The following is a 24,381-nucleotide window of genomic DNA, read 5'->3' as shown; positions in this document are numbered from 1 at the left end:
GCGTCAAGCCCCTCAGCCCCACAGCGCCGCCCCGGGCGGATGCACCCCCTGCGCGTCATACCGCAGCGGATGGGCGCGATCCCCGGCCAGCAGCAACGGCCCGTCCAGATCGACGATCCCCGCCCCCTGCCCCACCAGCACCGCAGGCGCCATCGCAAGGCTCGACCCCACCATGCATCCCACCATCACGCCATAACCCTCGACCCGCGCCAGATCACGCAGCGCAAGCGCCTCGGTCAGCCCGCCGGCCTTGTCCAGCTTGATGTTCACCATGTCATACTTGCCCGCCAGATGATCCAGGCTGGCGCGGTCATGACAGCTTTCATCGGCGCAGACCGGCAGCGGGCGGGCGATTTCGGCCAGCATCTCATCGGCACCGGCGGGCAGGGGCTGTTCCACCATCGCCACGCCCAGACGCACCAGATGCGGGGCCAGATGGGCATAGACCTCGGCGGTCCACCCCTCATTCGCATCGACAATGATGCGCGCGCGCGGCGCCCCGGCGCGCACCGCCTCCAGCCGGGGCATGTCATCGGGCGTGCCCAGCTTGATCTTCAGGATGGGACGATGCGCATGGCGGGCGGCGGCCGCGCGCATCCGCTCAGGCGTATCCAGCGACAGGGTATAGGCGGTGACCAGCGGCCCGGGCACAGGCAGCCCCGCCAGATCCCAGACCCGCTTGCCCGCGGCCTTCGCCTCCAGATCCCACAGCGCGCAATCCACCGCATTGCGCGCCGCACCGGGCGGCAAGGCATCGTGCAGCGCGGCGCGGCAGATCCCCTCGGGCAGCCCCTCGATCCGGGCCGCCACACTGTCCAGGCTTTCGCCATAGCGGGCATAGGGGACACATTCGCCCCACCCCTCATGCCCGCCCCGCGCGACCCGCACTGTCAACACCCGCGCCTCGGTCCGCGCGCCGCGCGAAATGGTGAACACCTCGGCCAGCCGGAACACATCCGCAGTCACCGAAATCATCCGCGCCCCCTTCGGCTTTGCCCAAATATCCCCGCCGGAGGCTTCCGCACCCCCCACCGGCACAGCCTGTCAGAGGATGCCCGGCAGGTCCACCGGCACCACCACTTTCTGCATCTGCGAAAGGGCGCTTGAAACCACTGGCGCAATAATCTATCCCACCAACAGCAAAAACCGAAACATCCTTGCGAAAGGCCCGCCATGAGCTTCCGCGTCCAGCCCGCTGCCCCCGCCCGCCCCAACCGCTGTCAGCTGTTCGGCCCCGGTTCGCGCCCCGCGCTGTTCGAAAAGATGGCGAAATCGGCCGCCGATGTGATCAACCTCGACCTCGAAGATTCGGTTGCCCCCGACGACAAGGCCCAGGCCCGCGCCAACATCATCCAGGCCAGCCATGACGTGGACTGGGGCAACAAGCATCTGTCCGTCCGCATCAACGGGCTGGACACGCCTTATTGGTACCGCGATGTCGTCGACCTGCTGGAACAGGGCTCTGAACGTATCGATCAGATCATGATCCCCAAGGTCGGCTGCGCCGCCGATGTCTATGCCGTGGACGCGCTGGTCACCGCGGTTGAGGCCGCAAAGGGCCGCAAGAAGCGCATCAGCCTTGAGGTCATCATCGAATCCGCCGCCGGCATCGCCCATGTCGAGGAAATCGCGGCCGCGTCCCCCCGCCTTCAGGCGATGAGCCTTGGCGCGGCGGATTTCGCCGCTTCGATGGGCATGGCCACCACCGGCATTGGCGGCACGCAGGAAAACTACTACATGCTGCGCGAAGGCGCGAAATACTGGTCGGACCCGTGGCACTGGGCGCAGGCCGCCATTGTCGCCGCCTGCCGCACCCATGGCATCCTGCCGGTCGACGGCCCGTTCGGCGATTTCTCGGATGACGAGGGCTTCCGCGCGCAGGCGCTGCGGTCGGCCACGCTGGGCATGGTCGGCAAATGGGCGATCCATCCCAAACAGGTAGCCCTGGCCAATGAAGTCTTCACCCCCTCCGAGGCTGCCGTGGCCGAGGCGCGCGAAATCCTGGCCGCGATGGAAAAAGCCAAGGCCGAGGGCCTGGGCGCCACCACTTACAAGGGCCGCCTTGTTGACATAGCGTCCATTCGTCAGGCAGAAGTGATCGTGCGACAGGCCGAGATGATCGCCGGATAAGCAGATCGCGAATCCCGGAGCGGCAGGGAGGGGAGGCCCGGCCAGCATGAGGGAACAGGAACGCCCCGACCCGCCGGTCGGGGCGTTTCCGTTTTCGGGCCCCGTCCTGCTGCAAGCGGACAGACACGCCGCCGCATGATCAATGCCGCATGATCAATCCCCCGGCGGCCTGGCCGCGATGCCCACAGGTGCCCGGCTGTCGCACGGCTTCGGTTCGCGCGCCCCGCGGCCCCTGCCGCGCACCCGGCGCTCAGTTGCAATTCCACCGCCGGGGCTTCATATAGGCCGGGTTATGCAACGGAGGGATCCGATGACCACCTATCTCGAGTTCGAAAAGCCCCTGGCCGAAATCGAAGGCAAGGCCGAAGAGCTGCGGGCGCTGGCGCGCAAGAACGAAGAGATGGATGTCGAGAAAGAGGCCGCCGCGCTGGACCGCAAGGCCGCGCAGCTGCTGGCCGACCTGTACAAGGATCTGTCGCCCTGGCGCAAATGCCAGGTGGCGCGGCACCCCGACCGGCCCCATTGCAAGGATTACATCGAGGCGCTGTTCACCGAATACACGCCGCTGGCGGGCGATCGGAACTTTGCCGATGACCATGCCGTGATGGGCGGGCTTGCCCGCTTCAACGACATGCCCGTGATGCTGATCGGGCACGAAAAGGGCCATGACACCGCCAGCCGGATCACGCGCAATTTCGGCATGGCCCGGCCCGAAGGCTATCGCAAGGCGATCCGGCTGATGGACATGGCGCACCGCTTCGGCCTGCCGGTGGTGACACTGATCGACACGCCCGGCGCCTATCCCGGCAAAGGTGCCGAGGAACGCGGCCAGTCCGAGGCGATCGCCCGGTCCACGCAGAAATGCCTTGGCATCGGCGTGCCGCTGGTGTCGGTCATCATCGGCGAGGGCGGATCTGGCGGGGCAGTGGCCTTTGCCACGGCCGACCGGATCGCCATGCTGGAACATTCCGTCTATTCGGTGATCTCGCCCGAGGGCTGCGCCTCGATCCTGTGGAAAGATGCCGAAAAGATGCGCGAGGCCGCCGAGGCGCTGCGCCTGACCGCACAAGACCTCAGGAAGCTGGGCGTGATCGACAGCATCATCAAGGAACCCGTGGGCGGGGCGCAGCGCGGACGCGAGGCCGCGATTGCCGCCGTGGGCGCGGAAATCGCGGCGATGCTGGATGCGCTGAAAGGCAGGAAACCGGCCGATCTGATCAAGGACCGGCGGCGCAAATTCCTGGACATGGGGTCCAAGGGCCTGGCGGCATGAACCCCTGGGCCCTGGTACTGATCGCGGGTTTCCTGGAAACCGCCTGGGCGCTGGGCCTGAAGTATTCCGAAGGCTTCACCCGCCCGATCCCGTCGGCCCTGACGATCCTGGGCGCGCTGGCCAGTTTCTGGCTGCTCAGCCTTGCAATGAAATCGCTGCCGGTGGGCACGGCCTATGCGGTCTGGGTGGGCATCGGCGCGGTGGGCACCGCGCTGGCGGCGGTTGTCCTGCTGGATGAACCCTTCACGCCACTGCGCGTGGCCGGAATCGCGGCCATCGTCGGCGGCATCGTCACGCTGAAATTCGCCTGACGCGCCCGACGGCGCGACCTAGCGGCCAAAGCCCGCCTCGGCCATCAGCCGGTCCGAGGCAGTTTCCACGACTTCCTCCAGCCGGGTCATGAATTCCTGGGCATCGACACCCGGATGGATCGCGGGCAGGAATTCCACCACCGCCAGGCCGGGTTTGCGATACATCGACCGGCGCGGCCAGAACACGCCGACATTGGTGGCGACAGGCACGCAGGGCTGGCCCAGATCACGATACAGCGCCGCCGTGCCCATCTTGTAGGGCGCCCTGACACCAGGCGCGACGCGGGTGCCCTGCGAAAAGATGATCAGTTGCCCGCCCTTGTGGCGCCCGCCATTCGCCTCGGCCAGCATCGCGCGGATCGCCGCGCCCCGCTTGCCCCGATCCACCGGGATGCAGCCGATCAGCCAGGCATACCAGCCCACGAAGGGCGTCCAGACCAGTTCCTTCTTCATGATGAAGCGCCCCTGCGGCACGGCGCGAAAGATCAGCAGGATGTCCAGAAAGCTTTGATGCTTGGCCGCGATCAGCACATCGCCCGTGGGCGGGGTGCCGCGCACCTCGGACCGCAGGCCGATCATCCAGCGCGCGGTGAACACGACCCAGTGGCAATAGGTCCGGCAGACCCAGATCGCCCCGGCGCGCCCGCCCAGAATGGCCACAGGCAGCAGGCCCACCGCGATCACCGCCAGCATCACATACATCTGCGCGATGAACAGGGTGGAACGGACATATTGCAGCGCGTGGCTCATCTGATCCCCCTCAACATGCGCAGCGCGGCGGCGCGCGTCGCGGCAAAGGCCACCGCCGCGGCCATCGGCGGTATCGTCATCGGCCACAGCCACGCGGCGCCCTCGAACCCCAATCCGGTCAAAAAGCCACCCGCCGCATCCGCCCGGGGCAAAGCCGCCACGGCAATCATGCCCAGCACCGTACCCAGCGCCGCCCCCGACAGCCCGCGCAGCGCGAAGCGGCGCACGAAGGCCCGCGCGATATAGCTGTCCCGCGCGCCCACCAGCCGCAGCACCCGGATCACCTGGCCATTGGCGGCCAGCGCGGCCTGCGCGGCCAGCGTGATCATGCCCGCCGTCGCCCCCCCGATCAGCACCAGCGAAATCAGCCCCAGCAGCCGCAACCGTTCCGCCGCCGACACCAGCGGGCGGCGCCAGCGGGTGTGATCGTCCAGCACCGCGCCGGGCGCCTCGGCGGCCAGGCGCAGCCGCAGGCCTTCGCCATCCACACCGTCGGCCGTTTCGGTCAGCGCGATCAGCTGCGGCAGGGGCAGCGTCTCGACCGGCAGGTCAGGGCCGAACCAGGGATCCAGAAGGCGGCGCATCTCATCCTCGTCCAGCGCGCGGTAATCGGCGATGCCGGGCGTCGTGGCCAGCACCGCAAGCACCGCGCGGGTCTGGGTCGGCATCTGATCGGCCGGGGCCGAGATGCGAATGGTGGCCGACCGCGCCAGCGCATCCGACCAGCGATCCGCCAGCCGCCCCGTCGCCAGCGCAAGCGCCAGCGCAAAGACCGCCAGAAACGCCATAGCCGCCGCCGACAACACCGTCAGCCAGGCGGTATGCCCGGTCGGCGGCACCACCCGGTCGACACCGCGCCCCTCGGCCCGGATCAAGGCCAGAACCGCCCGCATCACAGATCCGCCCCCGCCAGTTGCAGGCGCCGGTTTGCGATCCGCAACACCCGCGCGGACACCTGCTGTTTCGCGGCCCGGATCAGGTTCAGGTCATGCGTCGCGATCAGCACGGCCTTGCCCATCCGGTTCAACTCGACCAGCAGCGTCAAAAGCCGCAGCGACATGTCCCAATCCAGGTTGCCGGTCGGCTCATCCGCCAACAGCACATCGGGCGCCATGATCACCGCCCGCGCCAGCGCCGCGCGCTGGCGTTCGCCGCCCGACAACTGCGGCGGCAGCGCATCGGCCTGCGCCTTCAGCCCGACCCAGCCCAAAAGCTCCATCAACTCGCGCGCATCCAGCGGGCGGCGCGCCACGGTCAGCGGCAGGGCCACGTTTTCCGCGACCGAAAGGTGGTCCAGGAACTGGCAATCCTGATGCACCACACCGATCCGCCCGCGCAGCGCGGCGATATCATCGCGCCCCATCGTGCGCCCATCGCGCCCCATGAAGGACACATGCCCCGCCGAGGGCATCAGTTCGGCATAGCACAGCTTGAGCAGCGTGGTCTTGCCCGCGCCCGACGGCCCGGTCAGGAAATGGAACGAACCCGGCGCAAGTTTCAGCGAGACCCCGGAAAACAGATCCCCGCCGCCATAGCTCATCGCGACATTCTGCAGCTCGATCACCGCCCAATCCCTGTTCAGATCCCGCATCGCCCCGGCAACGCCGGCACGCAAATGCTTGGATAACGCCTCGGCGCTTGCTACAACATGCGCAGGCAGATTGCCAGAAGAGCAAGAACGATCCGAGCAGGGTGGGGGCGCGATGCGGCTGACATGTCCGAACTGCCAGGCGCAGTACGAAGTGGATGACAGCGTCATCCCCGACGGCGGGCGCGATGTGCAGTGTTCGAACTGCGGGCACACCTGGTTTCAGACCGGCAAGGCCAGCGCCGCCACGCCGGCCCCGCAGGCAACGCCGCAAGACGAAGACGCGATTTCCGCCGCCGTGGCCGCCAGCCTGCGCCCCCAAGACCCCGCCGCCCCGCAGGCGCAGACCCCCGCCGATGACGGCGCAGGCGATAGCGACGCGACCGAAACTGATGAAGAAGGGACGGACCTGAGCCCCGCCCCCGCCCCGGGGGCAACACCGCGCCGGGCGCTGGATTCCAACCTGCTGGCAATCCTGCGCGAAGAGGCCGCGCGCGAGGCCGAGGCGCGGCGCGCCGAAGGCGCGGCGCTGGAAATGCAGCCCGATCTGGGCCTGGAAGACGCCCCCGTCCACGCCGCCGCCCCTGCCGACCGCGACCCCGCAGGCGATGCCATTGTCCGCGCCATGGCGCGTCGGCGCGATCAGCGCGGCGATACCCCCGCGCCCGAAGGCGACCGCGTGGCGCAGCTGATGGGCGCCACCGAAGTCCCCGAGGACGAGGTTAGCGAAAACCCCGCCCCCGTCGCCCCCCGGCGCGAACTTTTGCCCGATGTCGAGGAAATCAGCTCATCGCTGCGGGCGACCTCGGACCGGGTGGGGGAACCCGCGGCGATCGACGCGCCGCAGATGATCGCGCGGCAGCGGTCCGGTTTCCGGCTGGGGTTCTTCACGGCGGTGCTGATCGCGGTCGCGGCCCTGTGGGTCTATGCCTTTGCGCCCCGGATCGGCGGTGCGGTGCCCGCACTGGTGCCCGCGCTGGACGGCTATGTCACCCTGGTGGATCGCGGGCGCGTCTGGCTGGACCAGCATCTGCGCGACATGACCAAGGCCCTGCAGGACCGCACCGGCGCCTGACAGGCCATCGCCCCCGTTCAGAACCGATCCAGCAGACGGCGCAGGTAATCCAGTTCGTCATCCGGGCGCAGCCTTTCGCCGGAACGGCGCCGGATTTCATCCAGCAGGTCGCGCGCCCGGCGATAGACATCTTCGCCACCCAGCATCGGATCGTCGGTACCAATGCGCCCGCCTTCGCCCGGCGTCCGGCCCAGCGGGTCGCGCGGCGGTTCGCGGCCCTGCCCGGATCCCGCCTGGCCCAGTCGCTGTTCGCCCTGCTGGCGCCCCTCTTCCTGGGCCAGCGCCTCGCCCAGGGACCGCATCCCCTCGCGCAGCGCCTCGATCGCATCGGCCTGCCGGTCGATGGCGGTGCCGTTGTCACCGCGCCGCAGCGCCTCTTCGGCCTGTTCCATCGCACGGCCCGCATCATTCAGGCGCTGGCGCGCGGTCTCGCCCGCCTCATTGCCAAGACGGGGCAAAAGTCCTTGCTGGCGGCCCAGTTCCTGCCGCAGCGCACGCTGGCGTTCGGCCAGCGCCCGGCCCTGATCGCCCGCGCCGTCGCCCCCATCCTGACCCGGCTGGCCCTGTTCGCCCGTCTGCCCGTCCCCCGTCTGCCCGTCCCCCGTCTGCCCGTCCGGGGATCGGCCATCCTGCTGCGGGGGATCATCGGGGGTCTGACCCTGCCCGCGTTGCGGCTGGCCAGACTGACCGTCCTGCATCCCGCGGAAGGCATCATCGGACAGTTGCTGCTGTTCGCGCAGCGTCTCGCCCAGATCGCGCATCGCCTGCCCGCCGGGCATATCGCCTTCGCCGCCCTGGCCCTGCCGGACCTGCAGATTTTCCAGCATCCGCGACAGCTGATCCAGCAGCTCCTGCGCCTCGGCCATGCGGCCTTCTTCCATCAGGCGCTGGATTTCATCCATCATCTGCTGGATCTGGTCGCCGGTGATCTGCTGGCTTTCGGGCTGGCGACCGAATTGCGGGCCATCTTCCTGCGGGGCCTGTTCCGCCAGCATGCGCAGGTAATTGTCGGTCGCCTCTTTCAGTTCCTGCATCAGCTTGGCGATTTCATCGGGCGAGGCACCATTGCGGATCGCCTCGGACAGGCGTTCCTGCGCCTGGCGCATCGCCTCAAGCGCATCGGCCAGCCCGCCATCTTCCAGCAGTTCGGCCAATTGCCACAGCGCCTCGGCCAGTTCGTCGCGGGTGGAAACATCCAACGGGCCCTGATCCAGCGCCGCATCCAGCCGCCGGATCGCCACCTGCAGCATCAGCCCGGCGTCATCGCGGCGAATAAAGCCCTCGGGGCGGTGTGCCACCGCGCGCAGCCACTGTTCCACGCGCGGGCCATTGTCGCGCGACCACAACAGATCGCGCCGCGCCTCGATCAGTGCCGCGGCCAGCGGGTCAAAAAAGCGCCGGCCCGGCAATTCCATCGCCTGTTCCGCGCTTTGCCCGGTCTGCGCGCGGCCGTCTTCAACCTCCAGCGTCAGCTTGACGGGCAGGTTGGCCCAGGGGTGGCGGGCAGCATCCTCGACCAGTGCTTCGGTGAAATCGGCGCGGCTGCCGGTGATCGGCAGGGGCAGGTCAAGGATCAGGTCCTCGCGCGGTTCGGGCGGCAGGGCCAGGCCATAGCGGCGCGAAACGGCGGCCAGATCCAGCGTGATGCGCGCCTGCCCGCCGGTCACGCCGTAATCATCGGTCGCGCGAAAGGGCTGTTGCAGACGGCCATCGGCGCGCCGGGTCGCCAGCGCCGTCACCTCGACCGCGGGGGCAGCATCGGGCAGGATGGTGATCTGGAATTCGCGCCCGTCCGGGCCAGTACCCGGGCCGGTAATCACGATCAGCCCCGATCGCACCGCCTCCAGGTCGCGCCGGCCGGGATCGGCCTGCCCCTGCTGCGGCAGCGCAGCGGGGTTTGAAACCGTTTCGCTGAAGCCGATCGCATCAGGCGAGCCATAGAACCGGAACGACAGCCGCGTGCCTTCGGGCAGCGCCAGCGTGTCGGCGGTGATCGCGTTCAGGTATAGCCCCGGCTTGCCGGTATAGCGCGGCGGCTCGGCCCAGCCTTCCCAGGCGGCGCCCATCGCGGCCTCGGCCGGGCCGGGAAGGCCGGTGACCAGGGCGCCGATATCGGCCAGCCGCGCGGGTGCGCCGAAGATCAGCGCCACCACCAGCGCGCCCAGCGCACTAAGCCGCAGGGCGAAGGGATCGCGGCGGGCCAGGTCGGGGGCGGGCGGCACCGGGCGGGCGGCGGCGGCGCGGGCCGCCATGCGCGCCTGATGCGCCGCCCAGAGCGCGCGTGCGGCCGGATCGGCACCGCCCAGCGCCATCCGGTCGGTCAGCGCCGCGATGGGGCGGCCTGGCAGGGTTTCATCCAGCCGCGCCACCGCCTCGGCCCGGGCAGGCCAGCGGAACCGCCAAAGGCCCCAGCCCAGGCTTGCCAGAACCCCCAGCGCCAGCACCGCACCCGCAGCCTGAACCGGGCGGGCGCCCGCCATATCCTGCGCGCCAAAGGCCAGCGCCGCCAACGCCAGCGCCAGCACCGACAGCGCGGACCAGAAGGCGCGCAGACCACGTTCCAGCACCATGCCGGCCCGCGTCAGCGCGATCGGCCAAGCCAGGTGTTTCAACGCCTCGGCCGTCGGGTCGGGGTGGCGGGGGCTGCGTGGTGCCATGTCTCCCTGCGGGCTATCGGGGCGGATTCCCCGTCAAAGCCATTCGGGTATGGTATCGCGCCCGAGGATTTCATCAAAGCCTGGCCTTGCGCGGATGACGGCGAATTGATCCCCGTTCACCAGCACCTCGGGCACCAGCGGCCGGGTGTTGTATTCGGACGCCATCACCGCCCCATAGGCCCCGGCGGACCGGAACGCCACCAGATCGCCGGGCGCCAGCCGGGGCATGGCGCGGCCCTTGGCAAAGGTATCGCCGGTTTCGCAGACCGGGCCCACGATGTCATAGGGCCGCTGTTCGGTGCCCGGCACGGGTTCGGTGACCGGCACGATGTCATGATGCGCGCCATACATGGACGGACGTACCAGATCGTTCATCGCGGCATCCAGGATCAGAAAATCGCGCCCCTCGCCTTCCTTCAGATAGATCAGCGAGGACACCAGCAGCCCCGCATTGCCCGAAATCAGCCGGCCCGGCTCGATCTCGATCTCGCAGCCCAGATCGCCAACGGTGCGGCGGACCACCTCGCCATATTCCAGCGGCAGGGGCGGCGCTTCGTTCGACCGGGTGTAGGGAATGCCCAGTCCCCCGCCCAGATCCAGGCGGATGATGTCATGGCCATCGGCGCGCAGCGCAAGCGTCAGTTCGCGCACCTTCAGGAAGGCGGCCTCAAAGGGGGCAAGATCGGTCAGCTGGCTGCCGATATGCAGATCGACGCCCACGATCTTGATGCCCGGCAGGCCGGCGGCCTCGGCATAGACGGCGCGGGCCCTGGCAATCGGGATGCCAAACTTGTTTTCCGATTTTCCGGTGGCAATTTTCTCATGCGTTCTGGCGTCCACATCGGGGTTCACGCGGATCGCGATGGGCGCCTGCACCCCCAATTCGGTCGCGATGGCGGAAATCGCCAGCAGCTCGGGTTCGGATTCGACGTTGAACTGGCGGATGCCCCCCTCCAGCGCCTGCCGGATTTCGGCGGGCGTCTTGCCCACGCCGGAAAACACGATCCGGTCGCCCGGCACACCGGCGGCCCGGGCGCGCAGGTATTCCCCGCCCGAGACCACATCCATCCCCGCGCCCAACTGACCCAGCGTCCGCAGCACCGCGATATTGCCGTTCGACTTCACCGAAAAGCAGACCAGATGATCCATCCCGGCCAGGGCTTCCTCGAACAGCCGGTAATGACGCGTCAGTGTCGCGGTGGAATAGACATAGAAGGGTGTGCCCACGGCGGCCGCGATTTCGGGGATTGCGACGTCTTCGGCATGCAGAACGCCGTCCTTGTAAAGAAAATGGTCCATCAGCCCACCTTGCAGGTTCGAAGATACAGATAAAGCGGCAGCCCGCAGCCGACGCCGATACAGAAGGTTGCCGGGATCGCCACCAGCGCGGCCCAGTTGCGGCGAACCCGCACCTCGGCGATGATCCAGACGGTCAGCGCGGCGGCGGCGATGGTCAGATCCCAGGTCAGCCCCTCGGTCGCGGGGTTCACGAACCAGGCATCGCGCAGCGCGGTCAGCGACCAGCCGCTTGCGGCCAGATACTCCAGAAAATACCGCATCGGCAGCACCGCGCCGATCAGCGCAAGGCCAAGATAGGTCAGGCGAAGGGGCGACAGACGAGCCACGGAAACTCCGGTTCAGATGCGCGGGTTGTAGCGCGCGAAAGGCCTTGGCGAAAGGTCAGCCGCGGGTAATGCCGAAGACCGCCGTCCCCTCGATCCGAATGCCGGGCCCGGTGCCCTCGGGGTGCTGGGGCGGACCGTCGACGCCACAGGCTGCCAGCGCCAGCACCCCGGCCAAAAGCACAAGCCGGGTCATGCCAGCGCCTCCTTCCAGCGGGCGATCTGGGCGCGCACCTGGTCGGGCGCGGTGCCGCCATAGGACTGGCGCGAGGCAACGGAATTATGCACCCCCAGCACCGCAAAGATGCTGTCGTCGATCGCCGGATGAACCGACTGCATGTCGGCCAGCGACAGATCGGGCAGGTCACAGCCCTTGGCCTCGGCCATCGCCACCAGCGAACCCGTAACGTGATGGGCATCGCGGAAGGGCAGGCCCGCCTCGCGCACCAGCCAGTCGGCCAGATCGGTCGCGGTGGAAAACCCGCTGGAGGCCGCCGCCTGCAGCTTGTCGCGGTTCACCGTCAGGTCGCGCAGCATGCCCTCCATCGCGGCCAGCGACAGCATCAGGTTGTCGGCGGCGTCAAAGACCTGTTCCTTGTCTTCCTGCATGTCCTTGGAATAGGCCAGCGGCAGGCCCTTCATCACCGTGAACAGCGCGACGGTCGACCCCAGGATGCGGCCGATCTTGGCGCGGATCAGTTCGGCCGCGTCGGGGTTGCGCTTTTGCGGCATGATCGATGAGCCGGTGGACCATTTGTCCGACATCGCCACAAACCGGAACTGGGCCGAGGACCAGATCACCAGCTCTTCGGCCAGCCGCGACAGATGCACCGCGCAGATTGACGCGGCGGACAGGAATTCCAGTGCGAAATCACGATCCGACACCGCATCAAGGCTGTTGGCCATCGGCCGGTCAAAGCCCAGCGCCGCCGCCGTCGCGTGCCGGTCGATCGCAAACCCGGTGCCGGCCAGTGCCGCCGCGCCCAGCGGGCATTCGTTCATCCGGCGGCGCGCATCGACAAAGCGCGACTTGTCGCGGGCGAACATTTCCACATAGGCCATCATGTGATGCCCCCATGTCACCGGCTGCGCGGTCTGCAGGTGGGTAAAGCCCGGCATCACCCAATCTGCCCCCGCCTCGGCCTGGCCCAGACAGGCGCGGATCAGCGCGTCCAGCCCGGTGATCGCCGCATCGGCCTGATCGCGCACCCAAAGCCGGAAGTCGGTCGCCACCTGGTCATTGCGCGACCGCGCGGTGTGCAGCCGGCCCGCGGGTTCGCCGATGATTTCCTTCAACCGCGCCTCGACGTTCATGTGGATGTCTTCCAGCGCGGTGCGGAAAGGGAAATTGCCGGCCTCGATCTCTGACAAGACCGTGAGCAGCCCTTCCCGGATCGCCTTTGCATCGCTATCACCGATGATGCCCTGGGCGGCCAACATCGCCGCATGGGCCCGGCTGCCGCGGATATCCTGCGCGTAAAGCCGCTGGTCAAACCCGATCGAGGCATTGATCGCCTCCATGATCGCGTCGGGCCCGGCGGTGAAGCGCCCGCCCCACATCGCGTTGGAGGCTTGGGGTTCCTTGGCGGTATCGGTCATGGTCAGGCCCTTCGTCGGAGGCAATATGCTGCGGTTCCTCGTCCTTTATACGGCCCTTGCGCTTGGTGCAAACGCTGCGGCCGCCACCGATCTGGAGCCCCTGAAACAGGGTGACATGCGCAAGCTGGTGCTGACAGCGCCGCCTGCCCCCGCCCCCGAGGTGGCCTTTCAGGATGTCGATGGCGCCACGAAAACGCTGGCCGACTGGCGCGGCAAGGTGGTGCTGGTGAATTTCTGGGCGACCTGGTGCGCGCCATGCCGGGCGGAAATGCCCGCGCTTGACCGCCTGCAGGCCGATCTGGGCGGCGATGGTTTCGCAGTGGTCACCGTCGCCACGGGCCGCAACGCCCCCGCCGCGATCGACAAGTTCTTCGATGAAGCCGGCGTAACGCGGTTGCCGAAATTTCGCGATGAACGTCAGGCACTTGCCCGCGCGATGGGGGTGGTGGGCCTGCCCGTCAGCGTGATTCTGGACACCGAGGGACGCGAGGTCGCCCGCCTGATCGGCGAAGCCGCCTGGGATGCACCCGAGGCCAAGGCCGTGATCGCGGCACTGATGGCCCCCTGAGGAATTGTGCGACGCATTTGAAACAAAGCCCGAGTTTTACCGCTTCTTAGCGGGTTCGGGGCAATCTGCCCCCGACCAGGAAGGAGCGTGCCGATGCCATACCCCGAATCCCCGACGGGCGACAGAACCGCAGGCGAACCGCTTCGGGCGGACCTGGCCAGCCCCCTGGATTACGCGGTTGCCCAGCGCGACCGCGAAACAATGGCCATGGTCCGCCGCGCCGTCAGCCGGCGCGATGTCGTTCTGGCCTTCCAGCCGATCGTGCAAAGCGCGCGCCCCGACCGGGCCGCCTTCTACGAAGGACTGATCCGAATCCTCGACGAAACCGGGCGGGTGATTCCCGCACGTCAGTTCATCAACACCGTCGAAACCACCGAACTTGGGCGCCAGATCGACTGCCTTGCGCTGGAAATGGGGCTGATCTCGCTGTCCGAAGACCCGGGGCTGCGGCTGTCGATCAACATGTCGGCGCGCTCGATCGGCTATCCCGACTGGATGAAGACCCTCAACCGTGGCCTTGCGGTGGATGAAACCGCCGCTGAACGGCTGATTCTGGAAATTACCGAAAGCTCTGCCATGCTGATGCCCGATCTGGTCGGCGTCTTCATGCAGGATCTGCAGGCCCGCGGCGTCAGCTTTGCGCTGGATGATTTCGGCGCGGGCTACACCTCATTCCGGTATCTGCGCGAATTCTATTTCGACATGATCAAGATCGACGGCCAGTTCATTCGCGGCATCGCTGAAAACGCCGACAATCAGGTTCTGGCCGGTGCCCTGCTGTCCATCGCGCGGCATTTCGACATGCTGACCGTCGCCGAAGCGGTCGAGAATGGCGAAGATGCCGCCTATCTGATGGATCTGGGGGTCGACTGCATGCAGGGGTTCTACTTTGGGGCGCCGACAATCCTGCCCCCCTGGAAAACCCCGCCGAATGCGATGCGTGCCTGACGCCTGCGTCCTTCCCCGATGCCGCGCGTCCATCGGTCGCTGGCCCGCAAATGCACTTGACCTTGGCCGCCCTTGGTTCATGCTGCGCAGCGGCACGGGGCACGTCGCCCTATCCTTGAGTCCGAGGGAGTATATCCATGACCAATGTCGTCATCGTCTCGGCAGCACGAACCGCTGTCGGCAGTTTCAACGGTGCTTTCGCCAACACCCCCGCCCATGACCTTGGCGCCGCGGTGATCGAGGCGGTCGTTGCCCGCGCCGGGATTGAAAAGGCCGAAGTGTCCGAAACCATCCTGGGCCAGGTGCTGACCGCAGGCCAGGGCCAGAACCCGGCCCGTCAGGCGCATATCAACGCGGGCTTGCCGATCGAAGCCGCCGCCTGGTCGATCAACCAGGTCTGCGGATCGGGCCTGCGCTCGGTCGCGCTGGCCGCGCAGCACATCCAACTGGGCGATGCCGCCATCGTCATCGCGGGCGGGCAGGAAAACATGTCCCTGTCCCCCCATGTCGCACATCTGCGCGCGGGGCAAAAGATGGGGGATATGAAGTTCATCGACTCGATGATCAAGGATGGCCTGTGGGATGCGTTCAACGGCTATCACATGGGTCAAACCGCCGAAAACGTGGCGCAGCAATGGCAAATCTCGCGCGAGATGCAGGACGAATTCGCCCTTGCCAGCCAGCTGAAGGCCGAGGCGGCGCAAAAGGCCGGCAAGTTCAAGGATGAAATCGCCCCCTTCACCGTCAAGACCCGCAAGGGCGACATCATCGTGGACAACGACGAATATATCCGCCACGGCGCCACGATTGAATCGATGCAGAAACTGAAGCCGGCCTTCACCAGGGACGGCTCGGTCACGGCGGGCAATGCCTCGGGCATCAATGACGGCGCCGCCGCCGTCCTTCTGATGAGCGAGGAAGAGGCCGTCCGCCGCGGGCTGACGCCGCTGGCGCGTATCGCATCCTACGCCACCGCGGGGCTTGACCCCTCGATCATGGGCTGCGGCCCGATTCCGGCCAGCCGCAAGGCGCTGGAAAAGGCCGGATGGTCGGCCGCCGATCTGGACCTGATCGAGGCGAACGAAGCCTTCGCCGCGCAGGCCTGCGCGGTGAACAAGGATATGGGCTGGGATCTGTCCAAGGTGAACGTGAACGGCGGTGCCATCGCGATCGGCCACCCGATCGGTGCCTCGGGCTGCCGCATCCTGAACACGCTGGTGTTCGAAATGCAGCGTTCGGGCGCGCAAAAGGGCCTTGCCACGCTGTGCATCGGCGGCGGCATGGGTGTTGCCATGTGTCTGGAACGGGCCTGATTTGCAGAGTTTCGCTGCAACTGCGAAATCGTGTGCGCAATATTATTGCGCACACATCACTAATTCTGTAACAGGATTTCAAATGAATCTGATTTGAGGGGGAATCATGTCCAGAACAGCACTTGTCACCGGCGGGTCGCGCGGCATCGGCGCGGCGATTTCGGTCGCACTCAAGACCGCGGGCTACAAGGTCGCGGCGAACTATGCCGGCAATGACGAAGCCGCCGCGAAATTCACCGCAGAAACCGGCATTCCCACCTACAAGTGGTCGGTCGCCGATTATGACGCCTGCGCCGCCGGTATCGCCAGGGTCGAGGCCGATCTGGGCCCCATTGACGTGCTGGTGAATAATGCGGGCATCACCCGCGATGCGCCCTTCCACAAGATGAGCCGCCAGCAGTGGCAAGAAGTCATGGACACCAACCTGTCGGGCGTCTTCAACATGACCCATCCGATCTGGCCGGGCATGCGCGATCGCAAGTTCGGCCGCGTGATCACGATTTCCTCGATCAACGGGCAAAAGGGTCAGTTCGGCCAGGCCAATTATTCCGCCGCGAAGGCGGGCGATCTGGGCTTCACCAAGGCACTTGCGCAAGAAGGCGCGCGCGCCGGCATCACCGTGAACGCGATCTGCCCGGGCTATATCGGCACCGACATGGTGATGGCGGTTCCCGAAAAGGTCCGCGAATCGATCATCGCGCAGATCCCGGTCGGCCGTCTGGGCGAACCCGAGGAGATCGCCCGCTGCGTGGTCTTCCTGGCCTCGGACGATGCCGGTTTCATCACCGGGTCGACGATCACGGCAAACGGCGGTCAGTTCTTCGTCTGACCCCTTCCAAATTCCTCGAAAGGCCCGCATGTTGCGGGCCTTTCCTGTTTGGGGATCGTCATGACCAGAACCCGGGCCACGGCCATCGGCTTTAGCGCCATCCTGATGTGGGCCTTGCTGGCGCTGTTCACCGTCGGCGCGTCAGACGTGCCGCCGCTGCAACTGAACGCGATCTGTTTCGCCATCGGCGGGATGATCGGCCTTGTCTGGACGGCCCGCGGAGGCGGGTTTGCCGTGCTGCGCCCGATCCCGATTGCCGTCTATGCCTTCGGCACTGTGGCGCTGTTCGGCTATCATCTGCTGTATTTCTGGGCACTGCGACTGGCCCCCGCGGCCGAGGCAAGCCTGATCGCCTATCTCTGGCCGCTGTTCATCGTGGTGTTTTCCGGCCTTTTGCCGGGAGAGCGCCTGACCGGCCAGCATGTTCTGGGCGCGCTGACCGCCTTTGCCGGGGCGGCACTGATCGTGACCGGCGGCGGGATCGGGCCGTCGGTCGCATCGCTTCCCGGCTATGGGCTTGCCTTCCTTTGCGCACTGACCTGGTCGGGGTATTCACTGATGTCGCGGCGCCTGGGTGCGGTGCCGACCGCGGCGGTGGCGGTCTATTGCCTGGCGACCGCCGCCCTGTCCGGCGTGGCGCATATGGCCCTGGAACAGACGGTCTGGCCCGCCGATGCGATGGGCTGGGGCGCGGTGCTGGCGCTGGGGCTGGGGCCGGTGGGTCTTGCCTTCTACACCTGGGACATCGGCGTGAAACGCGGTGACATCCAACTTCTTGGAACCGCGTCCTATGCTGCGCCACTGCTGTCGACACTGGCGCTGGTTCTGGCGGGGGTGGCTGCTGCCAGCCTGAAACTGGGCCTGGCAGCAGCATTGATCACTGCGGGCGCGGTATTGGCCGCGCGGGCAAGTCGATCAGGTCAGGGGGTCAGGCAGTCTCGGACAGTCGGCTGATTTCTTCCTTGAGACGGAGCTTTTGCTTCTTCATCTCGGCGATCTGCAGGTCATCGAAGCCCGGGGTGCGCTGCGCGCGTTCCACCGCCTCAGACAACGCTTCATGCTTCTTGCGAAGTTCGGTGATATGCGAACCCAGCGACATGGCAGTCTCCTCTTCTGTTGATGTTATCCGATCCCACCACAAGTTTCCCCACTTGTCACGGGATTGTCGCATCCCTGCGACAGGATTGCAGTTTGCTGCGCGAAAAGCTGCGAAAGCGTTAACGGGGCATGGGCAAATCGGCGCCTTCACGCAGAATCGCACGGGCCGCGGGGGTCAGATCCTCGCGGTCGCCATCGTGGCGGGGGGCGGCGTGAATCACCAATGGAGCCAGCAGACGAAACGGCCCGCGCCCGCCCTTGCGGCCCTGCACGATAACCCGCCCCGCCGCCCGCCCCTGCCGCGCGGCAATCGGCAGAACAGCAATGCTGCCGGCACCCGCCGCCAGCGCGGTCAGCGCCTCGGGCAGGCGATCGGCATTCTGGATCAGGGTCAGCCAGCCCCCCGGACGCAGCCGCTTCAACCCCTGCAGCACCCATAGAGACAGCGGCGTCGCCTCACGCTGGGCGGTTTCACGGCCCGGATCGGCGGCGGCGGTACCCCCGCCGGGGGCGAAATAAGGGGGGTTGGCAATGACATGATCAAAGCTGCGCGCGCGCAGGATGGCCGGCATCCGCGCCAGATCGCCGGCCATCACATCCAGCGCGATCCCGTTCGCCACCGCATTGGCGTGTGCCAGATCGGCATAGGCGGGTTGCAGTTCAAGCCCCGTCAGCCGCAGCCCCGCCACCCGCGCCCCAAGGCACAGGCTTGCCACCCCGACCCCACAGCCCAGTTCCAGCACGCTGTCGCCCGGTGTGGCCGGACAGGCCGCGGCCAGCAGAACCGGGTCCATCGCGGCGCGATACCCGCTGCGCGGCTGGGCGATCTGCAGGCGGCCGCCCAGAAACCCGTCCCGGGTCAGGTCTTGGGGGGCAAACATCAGCCGGACCCGATGCCATTGTCGCCCAGAACCCTGCGCGCCAGGAACAGATCCGCATCGCGCACCATCAGGCGGCGCGGCAAAATGCCAAGACTGCCTTCCAGCACGCTCATGTGGACGTCGATCTGAAAGGCGTCTATACCCTCGCCCTCAAGAAGGGCGGTGGCGAGGGCCAGTTTCACCGGGTCCGTGCTGCGCAAAAGCTCTTTCATGGGTCGAGACTTACGGGCATCTGTCGCGCCTGTCGAGACGAAGGGAATGGGGAAGCGTGATGAGCCTGGATGACAAGGCAGTGAAACCGCATGACCGGCTGGCGCAGGCGCTGGCCGCGGATATGGGGGCGGTGAACGCCCTGATCCGCGACCGGATGGCCAGCGAACACGCCCCGCGCATTCCCGAAGTGACCGCGCATCTGATCGAGGCGGGCGGCAAGCGGCTGCGCCCGATGCTGACGCTGGCGGCGGCGCGGCTGTGCGGCTATGCGGGGCCCTATCATGTGCATCTGGCGGCCACGGTCGAATTCATCCACACCGCAACGCTGCTGCATGACGATGTGGTCGATGAAAGCCGCCAGCGGCGCGGGCGGCCCACGGCAAACCTGCTGTGGGACAACAAATCCTCGGTTCTGGTGGGCGATTACCTGTTTGCCCGCAGCTTCCAGCTGATGACCGAGGCGGACAACATGCGGGTGCTGAGCATCCTGGCCAATGCCTCGGCGGTGATTGCCGAGGGCGAGGTGCTGCAACTGACTGCGGCACAGGATCTGGCCACGACCGAGGCGGTCTATCTGAAGGTAATCCGGGGCAAGACCGCGGCGCTGTTTTCGGCGGCAACCGAGGTGGGTGGCGTGCTGGCCGGCGCGCCCGAGGATCAGGTGCGCGCGCTGTTCGATTATGGCGATGCGCTGGGGATCGCGTTCCAGATGGTCGATGACCTGCTGGATTACAGCGGCGCGACCGACGTGATCGGCAAGAATACAGGCGACGATTTCCGCGAACGCAAGCTGACGCTGCCGGTGATCAAGGCGGTGGCCCTGGCCGATGCCGAAGAGCGCGCCTTCTGGATCCGCGTGATCCAGAAGAGCGACCAGCGCGACGGCGATCTGGACCGGGCGCTGGATCTGATGCGCAGGCACGGCACGCTGGAGGCAACGCGGGCCGAAGCGGTGGCCTGGACCGACCGGGCGCGCGCCGCATTGGCGGTGCTGCCGGATCATCCGCTGCGGCAGATGCTGGACGATCTGGCCGATTATGTGGTGGCCCGCGTGCGGTAAGCGCGCACCGGGGGTTTCACACCCCCGGACCCCCGTGGAGTATTTCCGCCAAGAAGAAAATCACAGCACGGCGGTATCGCGGACCCACCAGCCGGGCTGGGCGACCGACAGCGCGCGCGCGGCGGTGGCGGCGGTTTGCGGATCGGCGAAGATGCCGAAGCAGGTGGCGCCCGAGCCGGACATGCGCGCGATCAGGCAGCCGGGCTGCGCGCCCAGCGCGGCAAGGGTCGTACCGATGACAGGGGCCAGCTGGCAGGCCGGGGTTTGCAGGTCGTTGCGCTGCATCCGAAGGAAGGTGGTCAGATCCGCCGCCGTGGAACAGCGCGGCAGCATCGCGGGCATCGGCGGGCCATTGCGACAGGTCAGCGCGGCAAAGACCGCCGGGGTCGACAACGGAACGCCGGGGTTTGCCAGCACCAGCCAGATCGGCGGCAGGGGCGGCACATCGGCCAGAACCTCGCCCAGGCCGGCCATGCGGCGGGGGATCGGGGTCAGGCAGACGGGCACATCGGCGCCCAGCCGGGCCGTTTCGGCAGCCGGCGGCAGGCTGCGCCCCGTCATCCGCGCCAGCGCCCGCAGGGCGGCCGCCGCATCCGACGACCCGCCCCCGATGCCCGAGGCCATCGGCAGGTGTTTGTCCAGACGGATCGCCGCGCCATTGACGCCAAGATATCGCGCCGCGCGCAGAACAAGGTTGGTTTCATCGACCGGAATACCCTGCGCGAAGGGGCCGGTGACCGCCAGCGTCAGATCATCGGCAGGGCGGGCGGTGATGCGGTCGCCCAGGTCGGTGAAAACCACCAGACTGTCAAGCAGGTGATAGCCATCGGTCCGCCGGCCGGTGACATGCAGGGTCAGGTTGATCTTGGCCGGCGCCGGTTCAGTTTCCATTCGCGGACAGTGCCGGTTTCAGGGGGTCTGCCCCCTCTTCGCGCAGGACCTGGTCCAGTCCCACCTCCAGCTTGCGGCGCACCCGGTCCATGTCAAGGTCTTCACCGGGGCCAAAGCTGATGGCGCGTTTCCACTGAAATTCCGCCTCGCGCTGGCGGCCCACCGCCCAGTAGACGTCGCCCAGATGGTCGTTGACCAGCGGATCGACCGCCATCAGTTCCACCGCGCGCTCCATCTGAACCACTGCCTCATCGTAGCGGCCAAGGCGGTAGAGGACCCAGCCCAGGCTGTCGATGATATAGCCGTCCTCGGGGCGGGCCGCGACAGCGCGTTCGATCATGGACAGCGCCTCATCCAGGTTCTGCTTCTTCTCGACATAGGAATAGCCAAGGTAGTTCAGCACCGCCGGCTGATCGGGGGACAGTTCCAGCGCCTTGCGGAAGCCGGGTTCGGCCTTGTCCCATGCGCCCGACCGTTCATGGGCAATGGCGCGGGCATACCAGACAAACCAATGCGCGGGGCGCGGATCCCCCAGCAGATCAATGGCTTTGTCATAGGCGGTGGCGGCGTCGGGATAGCTTTCCTGACGCCGCAGCGTATCGCCAAGCGAGATCCAGCCACCGGCCAGATCGGGGCGGGTGCGGGTCAGCTGCCGCAGCACCTCGATCGCGGCATCGGGACGGTCAGCGGCAACCAGCGCATCGGCGCGACCGATTTCTGCGGCGGGGAAAGAGGGGTGGTCCTGCGGCACGCGGGCATAGGTTTCGGTGGCAAGGTCGTGCTGTTCCTGCTGTTCCAGGATCGCGGCGCCAAGCAGGATCGCATCGACCAGATCGGGGCGCAGGTATTCCGCCAGCCGGGCATGCAGCAGGGTGAACACTTCGGGCGTATCGCCCTGCAGCGCGCTGGCGACCGACAGATAGACCTCGGCGATGCCATCGCGGGCGCTGGGGACGATCGTGAAAGGCAGCGGCGCACCAGCCTGCAGCGCGGCGCGCACCTGCGCGAATTCGGGATCGACATCGGGGCCAAGGGCCCGATCGATCAGCGCCAGCGCATCGGCCGGGCGTTCCAGCTGGCTGAGGATCTGGACATGCGCCAGCAGGCCCCGGCGGGTTGCATGCAGGGGCGCGCCGGACTTGTCGGCGAAAATCGCATCGGCACCTTCGTAGTCGCCAACCATCGCCAGCGCGAGCGCCTTGTGGTAAGCGCCAAAGACACCAAGGCCGGATTCCGCAATCACGGTATCGAAGGCGCGCATCGCCTGCGACATGTCGCCCTGCCCGGCCAGCGCCCAGGCACGGAACAGCCCCGTGACCAGAACGCCCGCCTCGGCGCCGGCGTCAAGCCGCGCCAGGCCGCCCGCGTAATCCCCCGCCTGGGCATCCGCCGCCAACAGCGTCAGCGCCGCGATCTGGCTTTCGTTGCCGGCACCGGCCATGGTCTCGGCCACCACCTTCGCACGGTCGACATCCCCCAGCCCCAGATAGGAAATCAGCGCCGTTTCCTGCAGGAACGGGTTGGTGGGATCGGCCAGCAACGCACGGGCGTAATAGGCCGACGCATTACGATAATCGCTTTGCGCCCCGGCGATGCGGGCCGCCAGATAGGGCCCGGCCACATCCGCCTGCGCGGGGACAGGGGCCTGCAGGCCAATGGCAGCCAGCAACAGATACAGCGGACGCAGGGGCCGGAGGGAAAACACCACGGATCAGTTCCTTCTGTCAGTCCGCCCAAAGCTAGCCGCGCGCCCGTCCCAAGGCAATGCGGGGGACGCGAGCCGCGCCCCCCGCCTGCCGCGTTACACGCGGATGTGACGCCCCCCGGCGCGACCGGATCACATATTAGGATAATTCGGTCCGTCGCCGCCCTGTGGCGTGGTCCAGTTGATGTTCTGGCTGGGGTCCTTGATGTCGCAGGTCTTGCAGTGCACGCAGTTCTGGAAGTTGATCTGGAACCGCGGGCCATCCTCGCCTTCAAGCACCTCATAGACCCCGGCGGGGCAATAGCGTTGCGCGGGTTCGGCGTATTTGGGCAGGTTCACCGCGATCGGGATCGCCGCGTCCTTCAGGCGCAGGTGGCAGGGCTGGCTTTCCTCGTGGTTGGTAAAGGAAAACGCCACGTTGGTCAGCCGGTCAAAGGACAGCTTGCCATCGGGTTTGGGGTAGTCGATCGGCTTGAACTTGGCCGCCTCGCCGGTGGCGGCGGCGTCGGTCTTGCCGTGGCGCAACGTACCCAGCGGGTTCCAGCCGGTCAGGTTGGCGACCCACATGTCGAACCCGCCCAGCGCCAGGCTGGCCCACATGCCCATCCTGGACCACAGCGGCTTGACGTTGCGCACGCGCTTCAGATCCCTGGCAACCGGACCAGAACGCAGGTCGGCCTCATATTCCACCAGGTCATCGCCCGCACGCCCCGCCGCGATCGCCGCAGCCGCCGCGTTGGCCGCCGCGATCCCCGACAGCATGGCGTTGTGATTGCCCTTGATCCGCGGCACGTTCACCAGACCCGCCGAACAGCCCAGCAGAACGCCACCGGGGAAGGACACTTTCGGGATCGACTGCCACCCCCCTTCCGAGATCGCGCGCGCGCCATAGGCCACGCGCTTGCCACCCGCCAGCAGGTCAGCCACCATCGGATGGTGCTTGAAACGCTGGAATTCCATATAGGGGTACAGGTGCGGGTTTTCATAGTTCAGGTGAACCACAAAGCCGACATAGACCTGATTGTTTTCAAGGTGATAGATGAACGACCCGCCGCCCGCATTACCGCCCAGCGGCCAGCCCATCGTATGGGTGACGGTGCCGATCCGGTGCTTGGCGGGGTCGATCTCCCAGATCTCCTTCATGCCAAGGCCGAATTTCTGCGGGCAATGTCCCTTCGACAGGTCGAACTTCGCCATCACCTGCTTGGACAGGCTGCCCCGCACCCCCTCGCCCAGCATCACATATTTGCCAAGCAGCTCCATCCCCGGCTCGTAGTTCGGGCCGGGCGTGCCGTCGGCCTCAAGCCCCATCTCGCCCGCGACGACGCCCGCCACCCGCCCGGTGCCGGTCCCGTCCTCGGCCCAGACCAGCGCGCTTGCCGCCATGCCGGGAAACACCTCGACCCCCAGCGCCTCGGCCTGCTCGGCCAGCCAGCGGCAGACATTCGCCATCGACACGATATATTTGCCGTGGTTGTTCATCAGGGGCGGCATCGGCCAGTTCGGGATCCGCATCTGCCCCGCCTCGCCCAGGATGTAGAAATTATCCTGCGTCACCGCCGTCTTGATGGGCGCGCCCTTGTCCTTCCAGTCGGGGATCAGCGCATCAAGACCCGACGTGTCCAGAACCGCCCCCGACAGGATATGCGCGCCAACCTCGGACCCCTTCTCCAGCACGACGACCGAAAGATCACCATCAATCTGCTTGAGCCGAATCGCAGCGGAAAGACCCGCGGGGCCAGCCCCAACGATCACCACATCATATTCCATCGACTCGCGTTCGATCTCGGCCATGTCCTCGTCCTTCCTGCTGGCGGTATGCGCGCTCTCAGGACGGTTCACTAGCCCACCTGCGCGCATGAGGCAATTA

The 24,381-nt window shown here is 67.0% G+C and carries 25 protein-coding genes; 10 read left to right on the top strand and 15 right to left on the bottom strand.

The genetic code is table 11. The features are described from left to right. Positions 1–12: 12 nt before the first annotated feature. Positions 13–975, bottom strand: a complete 963-nt coding sequence (dgcA, locus tag ACK8OU_RS08035) for an N-acetyl-D-Glu racemase DgcA (RefSeq protein WP_410302858.1) — start codon at positions 973–975, stop codon at positions 13–15. Between the two features lie 198 nt (positions 976–1,173). Between dgcA and ACK8OU_RS08030 the strand changes: the two genes are divergently transcribed. The 3 genes from ACK8OU_RS08030 (at position 1,174) to ACK8OU_RS08020 (ending at position 3,714) form a co-directional block, all read left to right on the top strand. Next, positions 1,174–2,130, top strand: a complete 957-nt coding sequence (locus tag ACK8OU_RS08030) for an L-malyl-CoA/beta-methylmalyl-CoA lyase (RefSeq protein WP_410302857.1) — start codon at positions 1,174–1,176, stop codon at positions 2,128–2,130. A 310-nt stretch (positions 2,131–2,440) separates the two neighbouring features. After that, positions 2,441–3,403, top strand: a complete 963-nt coding sequence (locus ACK8OU_RS08025) for an acetyl-CoA carboxylase carboxyltransferase subunit alpha (protein WP_410302856.1) — start codon at positions 2,441–2,443, stop codon at positions 3,401–3,403. After that, positions 3,400–3,714 (top strand): DMT family transporter, encoded by a 315-nt coding sequence (locus ACK8OU_RS08020; protein WP_410302855.1) that lies wholly within the window; start codon positions 3,400–3,402, stop codon positions 3,712–3,714. The genes ACK8OU_RS08025 and ACK8OU_RS08020 overlap by 4 nt, the downstream gene beginning before the upstream one ends. 18 nt (positions 3,715–3,732) lie before the next feature. On the opposite strand, the gene ACK8OU_RS08015 is transcribed toward ACK8OU_RS08020, so the two are convergent. Genes ACK8OU_RS08015 through ACK8OU_RS08005 form a run of 3 tightly spaced genes read right to left on the bottom strand, consistent with a single transcriptional unit; the run spans position 3,733 to position 6,028 of the window. Continuing rightward, complete coding sequence (locus tag ACK8OU_RS08015) at positions 3,733–4,464, bottom strand: lysophospholipid acyltransferase family protein (protein WP_410302854.1); 732 nt, start codon at positions 4,462–4,464, stop codon at positions 3,733–3,735. Next, a complete protein-coding gene (locus tag ACK8OU_RS08010) occupies positions 4,461–5,357 on the bottom strand; it encodes a cell division protein FtsX (RefSeq protein ID WP_410302853.1) in 897 nt (298 codons plus the stop codon). Before ACK8OU_RS08010 ends, ACK8OU_RS08015 begins: the two co-directional genes overlap by 4 nt. After that, positions 5,357–6,028 carry a cell division ATP-binding protein FtsE gene (locus ACK8OU_RS08005; RefSeq protein ID WP_410302951.1) on the bottom strand — a complete coding sequence of 224 codons (672 nt, stop codon included), beginning with the start codon at positions 6,026–6,028 and terminating at the stop codon, positions 5,357–5,359. Before ACK8OU_RS08005 ends, ACK8OU_RS08010 begins: the two co-directional genes overlap by 1 nt. A gap of 139 nt (positions 6,029–6,167) precedes the next feature. Between ACK8OU_RS08005 and ACK8OU_RS08000 the strand changes: the two genes are divergently transcribed. Beyond that, a complete protein-coding gene (locus tag ACK8OU_RS08000) occupies positions 6,168–7,127 on the top strand; it encodes a zinc-ribbon domain-containing protein (protein ID WP_410302852.1) in 960 nt (319 codons plus the stop codon). 17 nt (positions 7,128–7,144) lie between these two features. Here ACK8OU_RS08000 and ACK8OU_RS07995 read toward each other — a convergent pair whose 3' ends face one another. The 5 genes from ACK8OU_RS07995 to argH are packed head-to-tail and all read right to left on the bottom strand — an operon-like array spanning position 7,145 to position 13,005. Next, complete coding sequence (locus ACK8OU_RS07995) at positions 7,145–9,784, bottom strand: TIGR02302 family protein (protein ID WP_410302851.1); 2,640 nt, start codon at positions 9,782–9,784, stop codon at positions 7,145–7,147. Between the two features lie 33 nt (positions 9,785–9,817). Continuing rightward, positions 9,818–11,083: a diaminopimelate decarboxylase gene (gene lysA, locus ACK8OU_RS07990; protein WP_410302850.1), complete on the bottom strand. Its 1,266-nt coding sequence runs from the start codon at positions 11,081–11,083 to the stop codon at positions 9,818–9,820. Beyond that, the gene (locus tag ACK8OU_RS07985; RefSeq protein ID WP_410302849.1) at positions 11,083–11,409 is read right to left on the bottom strand and encodes a DUF2834 domain-containing protein; all 327 of its coding nucleotides are present in this window, start codon (positions 11,407–11,409) and stop codon (positions 11,083–11,085) included. The genes lysA and ACK8OU_RS07985 overlap by 1 nt, the downstream gene beginning before the upstream one ends. A 55-nt stretch (positions 11,410–11,464) precedes the next feature. Beyond that, the gene (locus ACK8OU_RS07980) at positions 11,465–11,602 is read right to left on the bottom strand and encodes a lipoprotein (RefSeq protein WP_410302848.1); all 138 of its coding nucleotides are present in this window, start codon (positions 11,600–11,602) and stop codon (positions 11,465–11,467) included. Beyond that, positions 11,599–13,005: an argininosuccinate lyase gene (argH, locus tag ACK8OU_RS07975; RefSeq protein ID WP_410302847.1), complete on the bottom strand. Its 1,407-nt coding sequence runs from the start codon at positions 13,003–13,005 to the stop codon at positions 11,599–11,601. Before argH ends, ACK8OU_RS07980 begins: the two co-directional genes overlap by 4 nt. A gap of 25 nt (positions 13,006–13,030) precedes the next feature. Here argH and ACK8OU_RS07970 point away from each other — a divergent pair, with 25 nt between their 5' ends. From ACK8OU_RS07970 to yddG, 5 genes are all read left to right on the top strand, one after another. Next, the gene (locus ACK8OU_RS07970) at positions 13,031–13,573 is read left to right on the top strand and encodes a TlpA disulfide reductase family protein (protein ID WP_410302846.1); all 543 of its coding nucleotides are present in this window, start codon (positions 13,031–13,033) and stop codon (positions 13,571–13,573) included. A 93-nt stretch (positions 13,574–13,666) separates the two neighbouring features. Then, positions 13,667–14,521: an EAL domain-containing protein gene (locus ACK8OU_RS07965; protein ID WP_410302845.1), complete on the top strand. Its 855-nt coding sequence runs from the start codon at positions 13,667–13,669 to the stop codon at positions 14,519–14,521. Between the two features lie 137 nt (positions 14,522–14,658). Next, entirely contained in the window at positions 14,659–15,834 is a 1,176-nt protein-coding gene (locus ACK8OU_RS07960) for an acetyl-CoA C-acetyltransferase (protein ID WP_410302844.1), read from the top strand. A gap of 106 nt (positions 15,835–15,940) precedes the next feature. Further along, positions 15,941–16,663, top strand: coding sequence for a beta-ketoacyl-ACP reductase (gene phbB / locus ACK8OU_RS07955; protein ID WP_410302843.1), 723 nt, complete (start codon positions 15,941–15,943; stop codon positions 16,661–16,663). Positions 16,664–16,723: 60 nt separating this feature from the next. Further along, positions 16,724–17,617 carry an aromatic amino acid exporter YddG gene (yddG, locus tag ACK8OU_RS07950; RefSeq protein ID WP_410302842.1) on the top strand — a complete coding sequence of 298 codons (894 nt, stop codon included), beginning with the start codon at positions 16,724–16,726 and terminating at the stop codon, positions 17,615–17,617. On the opposite strand, the gene ACK8OU_RS07945 is transcribed toward yddG, so the two are convergent. From ACK8OU_RS07945 to ACK8OU_RS07935, 3 genes are all read right to left on the bottom strand, one after another. Continuing rightward, entirely contained in the window at positions 17,592–17,762 is a 171-nt protein-coding gene (locus tag ACK8OU_RS07945; RefSeq protein ID WP_250040323.1) for a YdcH family protein, read from the bottom strand. The two genes, yddG and ACK8OU_RS07945, sit on opposite strands and share 26 nt — an antisense overlap. A gap of 118 nt (positions 17,763–17,880) precedes the next feature. After that, positions 17,881–18,642, bottom strand: a complete 762-nt coding sequence (locus ACK8OU_RS07940; protein ID WP_410302841.1) for a tRNA1(Val) (adenine(37)-N6)-methyltransferase — start codon at positions 18,640–18,642, stop codon at positions 17,881–17,883. Then, on the bottom strand, positions 18,642–18,854 hold the full coding sequence (locus ACK8OU_RS07935) for a putative signal transducing protein (RefSeq protein WP_410302840.1): 213 nt from the start codon (positions 18,852–18,854) through the stop codon (positions 18,642–18,644). Before ACK8OU_RS07935 ends, ACK8OU_RS07940 begins: the two co-directional genes overlap by 1 nt. A 59-nt stretch (positions 18,855–18,913) precedes the next feature. Between ACK8OU_RS07935 and ACK8OU_RS07930 the strand changes: the two genes are divergently transcribed. Beyond that, positions 18,914–19,915, top strand: coding sequence for a polyprenyl synthetase family protein (locus tag ACK8OU_RS07930; RefSeq protein ID WP_410302839.1), 1,002 nt, complete (start codon positions 18,914–18,916; stop codon positions 19,913–19,915). Between the two features lie 60 nt (positions 19,916–19,975). Here ACK8OU_RS07930 and ACK8OU_RS07925 read toward each other — a convergent pair whose 3' ends face one another. The 3 genes from ACK8OU_RS07925 to ACK8OU_RS07915 all read right to left on the bottom strand — a co-directional run bounded on the left by ACK8OU_RS07925 (position 19,976) and on the right by ACK8OU_RS07915 (position 24,305). Continuing rightward, positions 19,976–20,806 (bottom strand): 4-(cytidine 5'-diphospho)-2-C-methyl-D-erythritol kinase, encoded by an 831-nt coding sequence (locus tag ACK8OU_RS07925; RefSeq protein ID WP_410302838.1) that lies wholly within the window; start codon positions 20,804–20,806, stop codon positions 19,976–19,978. Next, positions 20,796–22,514, bottom strand: a complete 1,719-nt coding sequence (locus tag ACK8OU_RS07920; RefSeq protein WP_410302837.1) for a tetratricopeptide repeat protein — start codon at positions 22,512–22,514, stop codon at positions 20,796–20,798. The genes ACK8OU_RS07925 and ACK8OU_RS07920 overlap by 11 nt, the downstream gene beginning before the upstream one ends. A gap of 129 nt (positions 22,515–22,643) precedes the next feature. Continuing rightward, a complete protein-coding gene (locus ACK8OU_RS07915; protein WP_410302836.1) occupies positions 22,644–24,305 on the bottom strand; it encodes an electron transfer flavoprotein-ubiquinone oxidoreductase in 1,662 nt (553 codons plus the stop codon). Positions 24,306–24,381 lie beyond the last annotated feature (76 nt).

It is taken from the genome of Pontitalea aquivivens, assembly GCF_046507575.1.
Taxonomy (GTDB): domain Bacteria; phylum Pseudomonadota; class Alphaproteobacteria; order Rhodobacterales; family Rhodobacteraceae; genus Pontitalea; species Pontitalea aquivivens.
This window is presented reverse-complemented; position numbering and strand designations above follow the sequence as displayed.